12 protein-coding genes and 2 pseudogenes are annotated in these 13,689 nt (G+C 53.2%); 4 read left to right on the top strand and 10 right to left on the bottom strand.

Features of this window, described 5'->3' with window-relative positions; genetic code table 11:
- Positions 1-43: 43 nt before the first annotated feature.
- Positions 44-1,060 (top strand): MraY family glycosyltransferase, encoded by a 1,017-nt coding sequence (locus AACY50_RS04915; RefSeq protein WP_339538246.1) that lies wholly within the window; start codon positions 44-46, stop codon positions 1,058-1,060.
- 290 nt (positions 1,061-1,350) lie between these two features.
- Here AACY50_RS04915 and AACY50_RS04910 read toward each other — a convergent pair.
- From AACY50_RS04910 to tnpA, 6 genes and pseudogenes are all read right to left on the bottom strand, one after another.
- Positions 1,351-1,602 (bottom strand): annotated as a pseudogene (locus tag AACY50_RS04910) (transposase domain-containing protein); the annotation flags it as partial.
- A 56-nt stretch (positions 1,603-1,658) separates the two neighbouring features.
- Positions 1,659-3,203, bottom strand: coding sequence for an IS66 family transposase (gene tnpC / locus AACY50_RS04905; RefSeq protein ID WP_339538245.1), 1,545 nt, complete (start codon positions 3,201-3,203; stop codon positions 1,659-1,661).
- An 18-nt stretch (positions 3,204-3,221) separates the two neighbouring features.
- Positions 3,222-3,581 (bottom strand): IS66 family insertion sequence element accessory protein TnpB, encoded by a 360-nt coding sequence (gene tnpB, locus AACY50_RS04900; RefSeq protein WP_339538244.1) that lies wholly within the window; start codon positions 3,579-3,581, stop codon positions 3,222-3,224.
- Between the two features lie 80 nt (positions 3,582-3,661).
- A pseudogene (gene tnpC / locus AACY50_RS04895) lies at positions 3,662-5,032 on the bottom strand (IS66 family transposase); the annotation flags it as partial.
- Between the two features lie 49 nt (positions 5,033-5,081).
- A complete protein-coding gene (tnpB, locus tag AACY50_RS04890; protein ID WP_157815118.1) occupies positions 5,082-5,417 on the bottom strand; it encodes an IS66 family insertion sequence element accessory protein TnpB in 336 nt (111 codons plus the stop codon).
- Positions 5,414-5,731: an IS66-like element accessory protein TnpA gene (tnpA, locus tag AACY50_RS04885; RefSeq protein ID WP_095188479.1), complete on the bottom strand. Its 318-nt coding sequence runs from the start codon at positions 5,729-5,731 to the stop codon at positions 5,414-5,416. Before tnpA ends, tnpB (AACY50_RS04890) begins: the two co-directional genes overlap by 4 nt.
- Before the next feature lie 269 nt (positions 5,732-6,000).
- Between tnpA and ltrA the strand changes: the two genes are divergently transcribed.
- The 3 genes from ltrA to AACY50_RS04870 all read left to right on the top strand — a co-directional run bounded on the left by ltrA (position 6,001) and on the right by AACY50_RS04870 (position 9,665).
- Positions 6,001-7,683, top strand: coding sequence for a group II intron reverse transcriptase/maturase (gene ltrA / locus AACY50_RS04880; protein ID WP_445261468.1), 1,683 nt, complete (start codon positions 6,001-6,003; stop codon positions 7,681-7,683).
- 258 nt (positions 7,684-7,941) lie between these two features.
- On the top strand, positions 7,942-8,805 hold the full coding sequence (locus AACY50_RS04875) for a 3-hydroxyacyl-CoA dehydrogenase family protein (RefSeq protein WP_339538242.1): 864 nt from the start codon (positions 7,942-7,944) through the stop codon (positions 8,803-8,805).
- Between the two features lie 113 nt (positions 8,806-8,918).
- Positions 8,919-9,665 (top strand): acyltransferase, encoded by a 747-nt coding sequence (locus AACY50_RS04870; protein ID WP_339538240.1) that lies wholly within the window; start codon positions 8,919-8,921, stop codon positions 9,663-9,665.
- A gap of 229 nt (positions 9,666-9,894) precedes the next feature.
- Here the strand turns inward: AACY50_RS04870 and AACY50_RS04865 are convergent, their stop codons facing one another.
- Genes AACY50_RS04865 through AACY50_RS04850 form a run of 4 tightly spaced genes read right to left on the bottom strand, consistent with a single transcriptional unit; the run spans position 9,895 to position 13,285 of the window.
- Complete coding sequence (locus AACY50_RS04865; protein WP_339538238.1) at positions 9,895-10,290, bottom strand: GtrA family protein; 396 nt, start codon at positions 10,288-10,290, stop codon at positions 9,895-9,897.
- Between the two features lies 1 nt (position 10,291).
- Positions 10,292-11,242 (bottom strand): WxcM-like domain-containing protein, encoded by a 951-nt coding sequence (locus tag AACY50_RS04860; protein WP_339538237.1) that lies wholly within the window; start codon positions 11,240-11,242, stop codon positions 10,292-10,294.
- Complete coding sequence (locus AACY50_RS04855) at positions 11,239-12,174, bottom strand: glycosyltransferase family 2 protein (RefSeq protein ID WP_339538236.1); 936 nt, start codon at positions 12,172-12,174, stop codon at positions 11,239-11,241. Before AACY50_RS04855 ends, AACY50_RS04860 begins: the two co-directional genes overlap by 4 nt.
- A gap of 1 nt (position 12,175) precedes the next feature.
- The gene (locus AACY50_RS04850; protein WP_339538235.1) at positions 12,176-13,285 is read right to left on the bottom strand and encodes a DegT/DnrJ/EryC1/StrS family aminotransferase; all 1,110 of its coding nucleotides are present in this window, start codon (positions 13,283-13,285) and stop codon (positions 12,176-12,178) included.
- Positions 13,286-13,689 lie beyond the last annotated feature (404 nt).

Here is a 13,689-nt window from a genome sequence, read left to right as displayed (position 1 = left end):
GGAAGTTGTTTATGAATGCATTTTTTCGGAACCCACTGACGTTATGAACTACGGATGGCTCATTCCTATAGCTTTTGTTGCTGCGTTCATTCTGACTGCCGCAATACGAAGATATGCCCTTTCCAGAAGCTTGATTGATATTCCCAATGCTCGCAGCTCTCACTCCGTCCCTACACCAAGAGGCGGAGGCGTGGCTATCGTTGTTACCTTCCTGGCAGCGTTGTGTGTGTTGTTTGCGAGCGATTTGCTCTCAGGCGCATTTTTTCTGGCGGGGGCTGGTGCTGGGGCGTTGGTCGCGATAGTCGGATTCATGGACGATCATGGGCATATCGCTGCGCGCTGGCGTTTGCTAGGGCATTTTACCGCGGCAATATGGGCGCTCTACTGGCTCGGAGGATTACCCCTTGTTAGTGCATTTGGACATGAATTCAGCCTAGGCTGGATAGGGTATCTGCTTGCATCCCTGTACCTGGTCTGGATGCTCAATCTGTACAATTTCATGGATGGCATTGATGGCATCGCTGGCGTGGAAGCCGTGACTATCTGTGTTGGTGCATGCACTTTGTATTGGATTGCTGGCGCTCATGACCTGATCTGGTCACCACTTTTACTCGCCTCTTCTGCTGCAGGCTTTCTCGTTTGGAACTTTCCGCCAGCCAGGATTTTCATGGGCGATGCAGGTAGCGGATTTCTCGGCGTGGTTCTGGCAGTTCTGTCGCTTCAGGCCGCATGGGCGTCATTTGATTTTTTCTGGGGTTGGATGATTCTCCTTGGGGTATTCATCGTCGATGCCACCTTTACACTGTTTCGCCGTTTGCTCCGTGGTGAAAAGGTGTATGAGGCTCATCGCAGTCATGCTTATCAGTTCGCCTCTCGCCGCTATCGTAAGCACTTACCGGTAACCATCGCGGTCGGTTTGATCAACCTGTTCTGGTTGTTGCCGATTGCCGTCTGCATCACCCGATACAAGCTCGATGGGCTGCTGGGCGTCCTGTTGGCATATTCACCTCTGGTGTTCCTTGCGCAGAAGTATCACGCAGGAAAGTCCGAGGTGGAATAATTGAGCGATGACCCCCTTCCAGCACCGACACAGGGCCTAATGGGGGGCTCCAAATTCTCTCTTGGAGTCCAGCACCTTCGGTCTCGCCATGCGTTAGCTGAATCACGAAGCTTGTGAGTTCCAAAATCCAAGCGTGGTCTCGGTGCTCAAGCCTCGTTGGGGTAAGCGTATGGGGAATACGCCTTGCGTAGATCAGCCAGGCATCCATTGATGCGGCAGTAGATGCTCGATCTCACTGGCTTTCTGTATGCGATCCATAAACCCCACCTACCCAGTGGTGGGGCAACGGTCTACCGTGGCATCTGCGGCGAGCAGTTCCACGGCAGTAACGCTTCGTACTCTTCGACCGACGAGGCATGCGGCAACCGCTCCAGTACGTGGCGCAGCCACGTATAGGGCTCTTGGCCGTTGACTTTGGCGGTCTCGACCAGACTGTAGATCTTTGCGCTGGCAGTGGCGCCGTTGACGGTATCGCTGAATAACCAGGCCTTGCGTCCGATGACAAACGGCTTGATCGCTCTTTCGGCCGCGTTGTTGTCGATGGCAAATAACCGTATGCGATCCATAAACCCCACCTACCCTGTGGTGGGGCAACGGTCTACCGTGGCATCTGCGGCGAGCAGTTCCACGGCAGTAACGCTTCGTACTCTTCGACCGACGAGGCATGCGGCAACCGCTCCAGTACGTGGCGCAGCCACGTATAGGGCTCTTGGCCGTTGACCTTGGCGGTCTCGACCAGACTGTAGATCTTTGCGCTGGCAGTGGCGCCGTTGACGGTATCGCTGAACAACCAGGCCTTGCGTCCGATGACAAACGGCTTGATCGCTCTTTCGGCCGCGTTGTTGTCGATGGGCAAATAACCCGCTTCGACATAACGCTCCAGTCGGCTCCAGTTATTCGCCAGATAATGCACCGCCTTGCCTAATGCACTTTGCGGCGTCACCTGGGATTGGGTTTTATCCAACCAGACTTTCAGCTGCCCCAAGATCGGCAGGCTCTTTTCCTGGCGAGCGATAAACCGCTGTTCATCATCGGCTTCCTTAAGTTCACGCTCGATCCCGTACAGCTTGTTGATCATCGTCAGTGCAATATCGGCCCGCCCGGTCTTGCCCTTGGGCTGAACCTTCTGCGCGTCCACGAATTTGCGGCGCGCATGGGCCATGCACGCCAGGCGCTCCACACCCGATTGCAACGCCAAGGCGTTATAGCCGGCGTAATCATCGGTCATGACATAACCGCGATAACTTTCCAGCAGCCGTAACGGCACCTCCTGCGCACGACTGGACGTGTAGTCAAACAACACGACTTTGCGATCGGGTGGGCCGCTGACTTGTACCCACATCCAGGATTGGCTGGTCGGGTCTCGATCCGGTTCCTTGAGGACCTGAACGCGAGTTTCATCGCAGTGGATCACCGCACTTTCCAGCAGCCGGTCACGCATCAAATTCAGCAGCGGCTGAAAGTGTTCGCTGCACTGGATGATCCAGCGTGCCAGCGTCTGACGAGGAATATCAATGCCATGTCGGCTCAGTACCGTTTCAAACCGGTGCAACGGCAAGCCGTCGACGTACTTGGTGGTCAGCAGCATGGCAAGAACACTCGGGCTGGCCATGCTCTTTTCGATCAATTGCGCCGGTTTGTCGGCGGTGACCGGTGCACGTTCACAACCACGGCAACCGTAGATCTTGCGGATATGTTTGATGACGCGGATCTGCATCGGCACGATATCCAGCTGCTCGCTGGTTTCTTCGCTGATCACATGCTTGCGGCAACCGCAGGCACAGGTCAGTTCGTGTTCGGGTAGTTCGTGGATGACTTCGATACGCGGCAGATCAGCCGACAGTGGCTTGCGCTTGCCTCGGCGCGGTGTCGCGGCAACAACTTCTTCATCAGCGTCGCCAACCAACGGCATGGGTTCGCTTTCGGGCTCGTTGAACAAGGCCAATTGCGGGGTGTTGGGCTCGATGGTTTGCTCGGACCTACGCCCGAACAGACGGTCGCGCAACAGCTTGATCTGTTCTTTCAGGTCGACGATGTGGGTCTGATAAGCCTGGGCCGATTCCTCTTGGCGACTGAGTGCCTCAAGCAGCAGTTGCTTGAGCAAAACAGGATCATCAGGAAGGTCATCGGGCAGAGAAATCATGGCCCGGATTATACCGGGTCACGCCACGTAGCGCGGCGTCAAAACCTGATGAGGGCGGTTGCGCCAGAGGTCGAAACCGTCGAGCAGCCAGTTCAGTTCCTGGACGCTCAACACAATGGCCTCGTCGGTTACATCGGGCGATGTTTTAAAGCGCTCGGATTCGAGGCGCTTGAGCCAAAGGCAAAAGCCGTTGCGCTCCCAATACAAAATCTTCACCCGGTTGCGGGATTTGTTGAGGAAGACAAAAAGCACCGTGTCAAACACCGCAACCTTGAGGTCCAGTTCGACCAGAGCGGCGAGGCCGTCGATGGATTTTCGCAAGTCCACGGGTTTGGGGTAGAGGTACACTTTTTCGACTTTGGCGTCGGGTCGCATCATGGTGGGGCTGGCTCCGGAGAAAAACGGGAGCACAGCATCCGGCGTCAGGGGAGTGCTTTGAATGTGTAGTTCATGGAGCGGTTACGCAGAGACCCGGCGAACAACCAATTGGAGCGCCCAAGCGCCCATGGCCTGATCGTGTTCTCCACCGGGTTGTTGTCGATGGGCACGGCACCATCATCCAGGTAGCGCGTCAGCGCTACCCAGCGTTTCAAGCTGTAATCCAGAGCCTTGGTCGTGGCCGAGCCCTCGGGCACGAGGTCGCGCTGAGCCAGCATCCACTCATGTAATTTCTGTGCAATGGGCACCGCTATTTCTTGGCGTAATCGCCATCGTTCTTCATCACTTATGTCTTTGGCCTGCCGTTCAACTTCGTACAGCCCGCCGATTGAGTGCAGCGCTTGCTCGGCCAACTGGCTTTTGTTCGTCACATGCAGGTCGAAGAACTTACGGCGGGCATGCGCCATGCAGCCGATTTCGGTGATGCCCAGCTCGAAGCTGGCCTTGTAACCCGCGAAGTCATCACAGACCAGCTTGCCGTTCCACGTGCCAAGGAAGTTCCGTGCATGTTCGCCAGCATGGCTGGGGCTGAAGTCGTAGACAACGGCCTTCAGTGCCGAGAACGGCGTGGTGCAATAAGCCCAGACATAAGCTCGGTGCGTTTTCTTCTCGCCGGGCGCCAGCATCTGCACCGGCGTTTCATCGGCATGCACGACTCGCTGAGCCAGCACCGCTTCGCGCAGTGCATCCACCAGCGGTTGTAGCTGTACGCCAGTTTGGCCCACCCACTGAGCCAGCGTTGAACGCGGGATCGCCAGGCCTGCACGGCCAAAGATCTTTTCTTGCCGGTACAGCGGCAGATGATCAGCGAATTTGGCCACCATCACATGCGCCAGCAGGCCTGCGGTCGGGATGCCCTTGTCGATCACCTGGGCCGGCACCGGTGCTTGGATCAGTGTTTCGCACTGGCGGCAGGCCCACTTTCCACGTACATGCTGCTCAACGGTAAACACGCCCGGCGTGTAATCCAGCTTCTCGCTGACGTCTTCGCCGATGCGCTGAAGCTGACACCCGCAGACACACTGGGTGTTCTCTGGCTCGTGACGAATGACGGTACGTGGGAACTGCGGCGGCAGCGGCGCGCGCTTGGGTTTTTGGCGGGTTTCGTCCGACGTTGGGGCGGGACGAAGCGCGTTCAGTTCTGCCTCGATAGCCTCAAGGTCAGTGTTGAGCAGGTCATCGAGCAAGCTGCCTTGCGCCGGGCTGATCTGCTCACTGCGCTTGGCGAACTTGTGGCGCTTGAGGATGGCAATCTCGTGAGAGAGCTGCTCGATGATCGTCTCGTCACGATGGATTTTTCGGCCCATGGTGTCGACCTTCGACAGCAACTGCGCAGCGAGTGCGCGCAGTTGTTCGGGTGTCATTTGGTCGAGATTGGGAGAGGAAGTCATGCCGTGGTTTTTACCAAAGCGATCCACCTGCCACAGCTGAAAAGCAAGGCTAAATCATTGTGATTGCGCCGTTAGCGCCAACTCGCTGCCATGGCAAACCGAGCACCAGCGCTTGAAGTTGTTCAGCGTCGAGCCCGACTTCCAAACCGCGATGAGTGCCAGGCCAGTGAAACTTGCCTTGGTTCAAACGCCGTGCGGCAAGCCAGATGCCCACGCCATCGTGCACCAGCACCTTCATCCGGTTGGCCCTGCGGTTGGCGAACAGATAAGCGCAGTGCGGCTTCGCCGCACCGAACACGGCGACCACGCGGGCCAACGCAGTTTCGGTGCCGGCGCGCATGTCCATGGGCTCAGTGGCGAGCCAGATGGCGTCGATGCGTATCATTGCGAGAGGCTGCGGATAAAACGTGCGCAGCCGTCCGGGTCGGTGATGGGCCATTTGACCGTGATGGCTTTGTCGCCCAGCGGCAGTGCGATCACCACCGCTTCATCAGCGTGCCGTTTAGGCATTGGTTGCAGCGGTACAAACGCGGGAAGTGGCGCGACAGGTTTATCACGGTAAATCGGCAGCCACTTGCGAATCACGTTGGCATTGATGCCGTGGCTGATGGCGACGCTGGAAACTGAGGCACCGGGTTTCAGGCATTCCTGCACAACCTGGGCCTTGAAGGGTTTGGGATAGGAGCTTCGTTGGCGCATGGAAATCCTGGCGATAAGGGTGATCGCGTCCGCTTAAAAATAGGCGGACACCATCGCCCTTAATTCCGGATTTCTGAAGGTGTGTTCGCTGGCCGCTTAGAGCGCCAGTTAAAGCTGGCGGAGGATAGTCGATGAAAGTTCGATACTGGTAAGAAATGGCGAATCAACCAGGCCCCGAGTCATGCACGTTGCACCGTGAGGTGCAGGGTGAAGCGTTGACAGGGGAAACCGATGGGCCAGCCATTGAGCCGCGTAATCAGGAATTCGGGATGCCGATGCTGTTAAGCGAAGCAGAAGGCAACACGGAGCATGGCGTTATACGCCAGTCATGCTCTGATCCCGCGCGGTCGGAGACCCTGTGCACGTCGGGAAGTCCTCCGCACAGAAACTGGGAGATCTCAGCGGCGCCCAGTGCGCAAGCACCGGGCGGAGCAGGAAAGGCCAAAAGCCGTAACCCTGCTGTTCACGTCGCTGAGAAGTCGGATACGTCCGTAGTACCTGAGAAGCCATCGAACAAGGAGCCAAGCCCTGCGGAGATGGTGGAGGAAAGGGACGTAGCCAAGGGAAACACCGACACGCCCCCCGCGCCCCGGACACTGAGCCGGATCAGTTGCGCGTCGATGGGACTTGAAGGTGTACGTGAAGCAGCCCGAAGGAACAAGGGTACGCAGTTCACGGCATTGCTGCACCACATCACACCGCAGTTATTGGCGCAGAGCTTCTATGCCCTGCGCCGCGATGCAGCGGTAGGCGTGGACGGCATGTCGTGGCGAGAATATGAGGAAGGTCTTCTCCAGCGGGTCACCGATTTGCACGGAAGGCTCCACAGCGGAGCCTATCGGGCAACGCCGTCGCGGCGGGTCTACATTCCCAAAGCCGATGGCAGGCAGCGCCCGTTGGGTATTGCCTCTCTGGAGGACAAGATCGTACAGCAGGCGGTCGTTACCGTTCTGAATGCGATCTATGAAGAAGACTTTCTAGGATTCTCGTATGGGTTTCGGCCGGGACGTAGCCAGCATGATGCGCTGGATGCGTTGACGGTCGCGCTCAAGGGCCAGAAGGTGAACTGGATATTGGATGCGGATATCACGTCGTTCTTTGATGAGATCGACCATGAATGGATGCTGATGTTTCTGGGACACCGGATTGCAGACCGGCGGATGCTCGGACTTATCTGCAAATGGCTTCAGGCGGGTGTTATGGAGGATGGTCGTAGGGTGGTTGCGACCAAGGGGACTCCCCAAGGCGCAGTGATATCGCCATTGTTGGCGAATATCTATCTTCACTACGTGCTGGATCTGTGGGCAAGGCAGTGGCGCCAGCGGCATGCCCGTGGCGATGTGATTGTTGTGCGCTACGCGGACGACAGCGTGGTGGGTTTCAGGACGCAATGGCAGGCTCAGCAGTTTCTGGTGCAGTTGCAGGAGCGCTTGGCCAGGTTCGGTTTATCCCTCAACGCCTCGAAGACACGGCTGATTGAGTTTGGTCGTTTTGCTGCGAGAAATCGTAGGAAGCGAGGGTTAGGTAAACCGGAGACGTTTGACTTCCTGGGCTTCACGCACTGTTGCAGTACCAACAGAAGCGGTGGTTTTCAAATACTGCGACTGACGGTCAAGAAGCGAATGCGTGCGACGCTGCTGGCTATTCGGGATGAGCTGAAACGCCGACGTCATGAGCCCATCCGGGCTCAAGGGCAATGGCTTACTCGGGTGGTCAGGGGCTACTTCAATTACCACGCGGTGCCGGGAAACCTGATACGTCTTGGTGGTTTTCGTTCAGCGGTCTGCCGTCTATGGCGGCAAGCCCTCAAACGGCGCAGCCAGCGTAATAGGCTTCAATGGTCACGCTACGGACGCCTTGTCGACCTCTACATACCTAGACCTAGAAATGCACATCCTTACCCTGAGGATCGCTTCGCGTCACATACCCGAGGCAGGAGCCGTATGCGGTAGTTCCGCACGTACGGATCTGTGCGGGGGGGGGCGGCAGGTAACTGCCGTCCCTACCGCGACCTCGTTGGGAGCTTCTGGGGGCGGTGCTATATCCCTGTACTTTCCGTATTTTCCAATATCACCACCGTGATAGGGTAAAAAATCGATTTCGCGCAAGCGATCAATGCTCCTTATTGAGCCTCGCTCAAGCTGAGCCCTATCACTGGACACTCATCATTCGCTATGATGCCAATTTTTTGCTGAAGTGAGCTACACACAATGGATACGCTTGAAAAATACTCTGTAGCCGTCATTGGAACTGGCGTGATGGGTAAGGGAATTGTCCAGATCATGGCGCAGTCTGACCATGTCGTGTCAGTCGTATGGATCGGCAGAAATATTTCTAGCGTAGACAGCGCGCTTTCTTCATTGAACGATCATTGGGATCGGCAAGTAAAAAAGAATCGACTGTCAGCCTCTCAGTACAGCGAGTACATAAGTAAAGTCATTCCATCTGACGATTACCATTCGGTTATAGATTCAACGCTTGTGATAGAGGCTGTGGCAGAGTGTATGGAGTCAAAAAGAGAGATATTTAAAAATCTTTCCTGTATCGCCACCGATAAGATGATCTTGGCATCGAACACGTCTTCTCTGTCGATTACAGAGTTAGGATCACTTTGTCCCTTTCCGGAAAATGTTGTTGGCCTGCACTTTTTTAATCCTGCTCCTGTGATGAAGTTAACCGAAATTATCGCGGGTCTTTCAACATCCAAAACTACCCTGGACTGGGCATTTGAGTTCTCGAAGTCATTGGATAAAGTGCCTGTCATGGTAAATGAAGCTCCTGGGTTCATTGTAAACAGAATGCTGATACCGATGATCAATGAGGCGATAGGCATATTGGCCGAGGGCGTTGCCACCGTCGAGGAGATAGACAAGGCAATGCGCTATGGAGCAAACCATCCAATCGGCCCCTTGGCGCTCGCTGACCTGATAGGCAATGATGTCAATCTCTCGATCATGGAAACCCTCCATAATGAAACAGGCGACCCGAAATATAGGGCTCACTCGTTACTAAGAAAAATGGTAAGGGCAAATCATCTTGGAAGAAAAACCGGCCAGGGTTTTTATAAATACTGAAGCTGCCAATTAGAGTAAATGCCGCTGCCTCAAAAAAGAGGCAAAGCGACCGAGGCGTCGAGCGCTAAAGGCGCCTCAAAAATTACGGACTGCTTACGAAAGCGAGGTGTCTTATGATACATGCAACTGCACTGATTGATGCTGACGCAAAGTTGGGAAGTGGTGTGCGCGTAGGTGCATATACTATTATTCACGGCAATGTTGTGATTGGCGACAATTGTGAAATTGGATCGCATTGTGAAATTGGTGTTCCTTCTTCGTTATCAGATGGCTCTCCGTTAATTATCGGAAACTCATCTCTGATTAGGTCTCATAGCGTTTTCTATGAAGGATCTGTGTTTGGAGAAAAGCTCTCAACAGGCCACAGAGTTACAGTCCGGGAGCAGACCAAAGCTGGTGCCGGGCTTCAGATTGGAACTCTCAGCGATATACAGGGTCATTGCGAAATCGGGGAGTACGTCAAATTTCATAGTAATGTGCATATCGGTCAGCATTCTACAATTGGGAACTATGTTTGGATATTTCCATACGTAGTGTTGACTAATGATCCACATCCGCCAAGTAATGTTATGAAGGGCGTTACAATTGAGGATTTTGTTGCTATCGCTACTATGACGGTCATCCTACCAGGCGTTACCGTAAAGTCTGGGGCTTTGGTCGGGGCTCATAGTTCCGTCAGCAAAAACGTTGCGGCTGACACTGTTGTCGTTGGTAGTCCCGCGAAATTCATTTGTGAAACTAAAGCAATCAAGCTCAAAGATGGCTCGGGGAAAAGTGCGTATCCCTGGAGAAGGCATTTTCACAGGGGATACCCAGAGGCGGCCGTGGCTGCATGGGTAGCAGAGTTTGCTACCTCTTAAGATTAGTAATCTATTAAGGTCGCACTCAGTGCAAAGTTAAAGGTTATTTTGCTGCAGCACAAGTGTGGCAGCAGGGTTAGTTGCGGAGACACTGTGGCGTCCTACTGAGATGGAGTTCGAGAAGTTTTGGAATATGAGGTTCTCAACCGGATAATCAAACATCCGGTTGAGATGTGCTTGCTTTATTTTGTTCGATAGTCTGGTTTTCAATGTGTTTGTAGGTATGAGCTCAAAGCGTATTTTGTTTGGCCTTGACGAACACCAGTTTGGTCAGTGCATACGTAAGCGGTAGTGATAGGATTATCGCAGCAAGTGGAGCCAGGGACTCGGGGAGCATCAGTTTTTTGACCCAGAACCAAACTACAAATATCCCTAAGATATACTGCGCGACGTAGATGAAAGGAAAAAACAATACGGATTTTAACCCTTGATGTTCCTTGAATACGAAGAACCGATTCAAGACGAATGCCATCAAAATCCCGCAGACATAACTAATTGAATAGCTCCATATGTATGGAAAGAAATTCAGCATTATCAGGTACAGCGCGTAGGTAATTCCGGTGTTCAAACCTCCAGTAAGGAGGAACCGGAAAAATTTAATTTCTATCAGTTTCGTAATGTTCACGTCAGTTAGCCAATTTGTTCTTCTTTTCAATCAAGAACTGATCGTAGTCACGAATGTAGTCTTCGGCTACGTAGTGTTCTGATGCAAACACCAGTAACACTGCGTCGGCAGAGTACTTGTACTGGATTCCCCATGTCATAGCCGGAAGGAAAAGGCCCAGAGTGTGTGAGTTCAGAACAAATTCCTGTCTATTCCTGCCGTTGTCAGCGACAACATGAACTGTGCCTTTGACTGCAACCAGAAACTGATGACATTCGCGATGGGCGTGCTCACCCCTGGTTTCTTCGGTCGGCACATTGGAAACCAAAAAATAGCGTTTTACAGCGAAGGGAACATCTCGCTCAAACTCGCCGACGCTCAAACTGCCACGAATATCAACGGCCTCAAGCATGCGATGCAGTGTCACGCCACATGGGTAAACTTCTGAAGTTCCAATCTTAGTAGGGCTTTCTACCAGTTTTCCGTCGGTTGGTTTAGTGTCCACGTAGCCAACAATTTTTGCAGGATTACCAACCACAATCGCATTGGGCGGTACTGATTTAGTGACTACCGCTCCCGCACCGACTGTCGCGAATGAGCCAATAGTAATACCTGACAAAATTGTGGAGTTCGCACCCAGCGAAGCACCTTTTTTAATAACAGTTCTAGCTAATTCTGTTGGATAGATGTTGTTTTGATGGAGTGTGTCGTTGGCGAATGTTACGTTAGGTCCAACGAAGACATCATCTTCGATTGTTATGCCATTCCAGACATATACGCCGCATTTGAGGGTGACGCGGGAGCCTATGACGACATCATTTTCAACAAAGACGTGGTCCCAAATATTGCAATTAGCTCCAATGCGCGCGTTTGGTAGTACATGAGCGAACGCGCAGATTTTTGAGCCGGACCCGATTGCAGAGGATTCACAAATCGCACGTTCATGAACGAAGAAATTACGTGACTCACTCATTTGTTCGCTCCAAATTCCGAAACTTTCATAGGGATCGCCAGAGGGCGTCCTTTAGTATTTTCATAGGTGCGCCATGCATACGAACCGATAACGCCAAGGCCCAGCAGGTTAAGGCTACCCAGTAGCGTGATCGTGAAAAGTGTCATCGCATAGCCCGGAACATCAATCAGTCCACCAAGCTTGGCCAGTATGACGCTGACACCGTACAGTGCAGAAAGTACGGAACCGGTAGCGCCGACCCGAATCAACAGGCGGATAGGTAAGTCTGTGAACGAGAAAACACTGTCCATCAGATAGTTGATTTTCTTTCTAAGTGTCCAGGCCGACTTACCGTGTTCTCTTGCTGCTCGAGAGTAGGGGACAACTTGGCGACGGAAGCCAAGCCAGAAAATTTGTGCGATCAGCGAACTGTGGCGTTCTTCTAGCTTCAATAGATTGTTACGGAACTCCAGATTGCAGCTGAACATATCTACGCCACCGTCTGGCATTTCTGGAATTACATATCGCTTGTACAAGCCCCAGAAAATATTTGATGCCAGTTTGGAAAAAAATGGATCCTGCCTGCTTTCTCGGACGCCCACGACTACATCGACGGGTTCGCTATTGAGTATGCGGTTCATCGTAAGAACCAAGCTCGGCGGTTCTTGCAGGTCGGCGGCCATTACAGAAAATGTTCTACCTTTGCCGTGCTGCAATCCTATTCTGATGGCCATGAACGAGCCGAAGTTTTTCGAAAGCAAGATTAATTGAGAGGAGAAGGCCTGCCGGGGCAAGCTGTCTCGCAAAATCTCGTAGGAGCGATCCGGGCTACCGTCTACGACAAATACTACTTCCAATGCCCCCTGCAACTGGGCATTAAGATCGTCAACAGCTTTCAAAAGTGATGGAAGTGATTCCTCATTTCGGTAGACCGGGATAACGAGCGATAGCACACTAAACCCCCTGATCGAAGTAGTTGGAAACGACTTCAATCACCCGATCGATTTGGTGGCTGGTAAGCCCAGGGAAGCAGGGTAGGGAGACCAGTTTGGAACTCGCCAAGTCGGTCACAGGCAGGTCGAATGTTTCGTTTAACACATAAGCCGTTTGCCGGTGATCAGGAACTGGGTAATGAACATCGGTGCTGACGCCGTGTACTTTGAGGTAAGACATAAAGGCGTCTCTGTCTTCAACGCGCAATACAAACAAGTGAGCAACAAAATCGTCACCCAAACTCGCCGGTAGTTTTACAGGTAGCATTGCAAATGCAGCACAGTATCGGCTCGCTATCGAACGACGTTCCGAGTTCCACTGGTCCAGCAGTGGGAGCTTCACGCGTAAAATAGCAGCTTGCATTTCATCGAGTCGGCTATTGCGCCCCAGTGGTACTGTGACGTGATACTTGGTCGACCAGCCATACTGGCGCAATGTGAGCAAGCGTTGTGCTATATCAGCGGAAGAAGTGACGATTGCACCGCCATCACCGAGTGCTCCCAAGTTTTTTGTGGGGTAGAAGCTGAAACAGGCCAGATCCCCAAAAGAACCGCATTGCCCCTTGGGGGACTTTGCTCCGTGGGATTGAGCGCAATCTTCCAATACCGCAGCGCCGGCGGAGCGAGAAATGGCCGCCAGCGTCTCGATATCAGCCAACTGGCCATAAAGATGAGTAACGATAACGACCTTTGCAGGCTTGGACAGTGCCATCTTCAGCGAAGCAGGGCACATCGTCAGGGAAGTATCGTCGACATCCACGTACACCGGCTCAGCACCGACTGCGCGGATGGCCGTGCTGCTGTAGAACCCGGCATTGGCCACTGTAACAACACGATCGCCAGGTCCAACGCCCAGACCAAGGAGGGCGATCTCCAGTGCGTCGGAGCCGTTGGCGACGGAAATGCAGTGTTCTGCACCAACGTAGTCAGCAAACTCGCGTTCAAATGCCTTTACTTCTTCACCCATGATGTACCAATGCCGATTGACTACGCGCATCAAGGGTTCAGAAAAATCGATGCCAGCATTGGCCGCAACTGCAGAAAACAACGGAATTTGTTGATTTACGTCCATGATCCATCCAGAAAATTTTTGACTGCACGCATGATAATGGCTGAAATTTTACTACACAATTCAAGTGCGATGTCGACTGGGTTTAACGCCGTTCGGCACCCATTTTTTTCGGGATGACCTTGTCTTTTGCTAGAAGCCACGAGGTGAAAAATACCAACATAAGGGCACCACTAATTAAATACGTTGTATAGGACATCCATGGGCCGTGTCGTCCAAAATACAGTTGCCACAACGGCTCAGTCATAGGTAGCTTTAAAGCAACCGCTTTTTCCACTGACCCCCGGTGTCAGGATAGTTGTCGCCTCTCCGGTTTTTCCAAAAAAAGCATATCGGGGGCGGAAAGAGACTGGTCGTGCCGTACTATTCACCTGAACGCAGAGCCGCATTACTTAAGATGCTGCTTC

The sequence above is a fragment of the Pseudomonas sp. RA_15y_Pfl2_54 genome, from assembly GCF_963971015.1.
GTDB classification, from domain to species: domain Bacteria; phylum Pseudomonadota; class Gammaproteobacteria; order Pseudomonadales; family Pseudomonadaceae; genus Aquipseudomonas; species Aquipseudomonas baetica_A.
This window is presented reverse-complemented; position numbering and strand designations above follow the sequence as displayed.

Excerpts from the sequence above, each read along its gene's own strand:
- tnpB (WP_339538244.1), bottom strand. The coding sequence starts at position 3,581 with ATGATGCGACCCGACGCCAAAGTCGAAAAAGTGTACCTCTACCCCAAA.
- tnpC (WP_339538245.1), bottom strand. The coding sequence starts at position 3,203 with ATGATTTCTCTGCCCGATGACCTTCCTGATGATCCTGTTTTGCTCAAG.
- tnpA (WP_095188479.1), bottom strand. The coding sequence starts at position 5,731 with ATGCGCCAACGAAGCTCCTATCCCAAACCCTTCAAGGCCCAGGTTGTG.
- AACY50_RS04860 (WP_339538237.1), bottom strand. The coding sequence starts at position 11,242 with ATGAGTGAGTCACGTAATTTCTTCGTTCATGAACGTGCGATTTGTGAA.
- ltrA (WP_445261468.1), top strand. The coding sequence starts at position 6,001 with ATGCCGATGCTGTTAAGCGAAGCAGAAGGCAACACGGAGCATGGCGTT.
- AACY50_RS04870 (WP_339538240.1), top strand. The coding sequence starts at position 8,919 with ATGATACATGCAACTGCACTGATTGATGCTGACGCAAAGTTGGGAAGT.
- AACY50_RS04875 (WP_339538242.1), top strand. The coding sequence starts at position 7,942 with ATGGATACGCTTGAAAAATACTCTGTAGCCGTCATTGGAACTGGCGTG.
- AACY50_RS04915 (WP_339538246.1), top strand. The coding sequence starts at position 44 with ATGAACTACGGATGGCTCATTCCTATAGCTTTTGTTGCTGCGTTCATT.
- tnpB (WP_157815118.1), bottom strand. The coding sequence starts at position 5,417 with ATGATACGCATCGACGCCATCTGGCTCGCCACTGAGCCCATGGACATG.
- AACY50_RS04850 (WP_339538235.1), bottom strand. The coding sequence starts at position 13,285 with ATGGACGTAAATCAACAAATTCCGTTGTTTTCTGCAGTTGCGGCCAAT.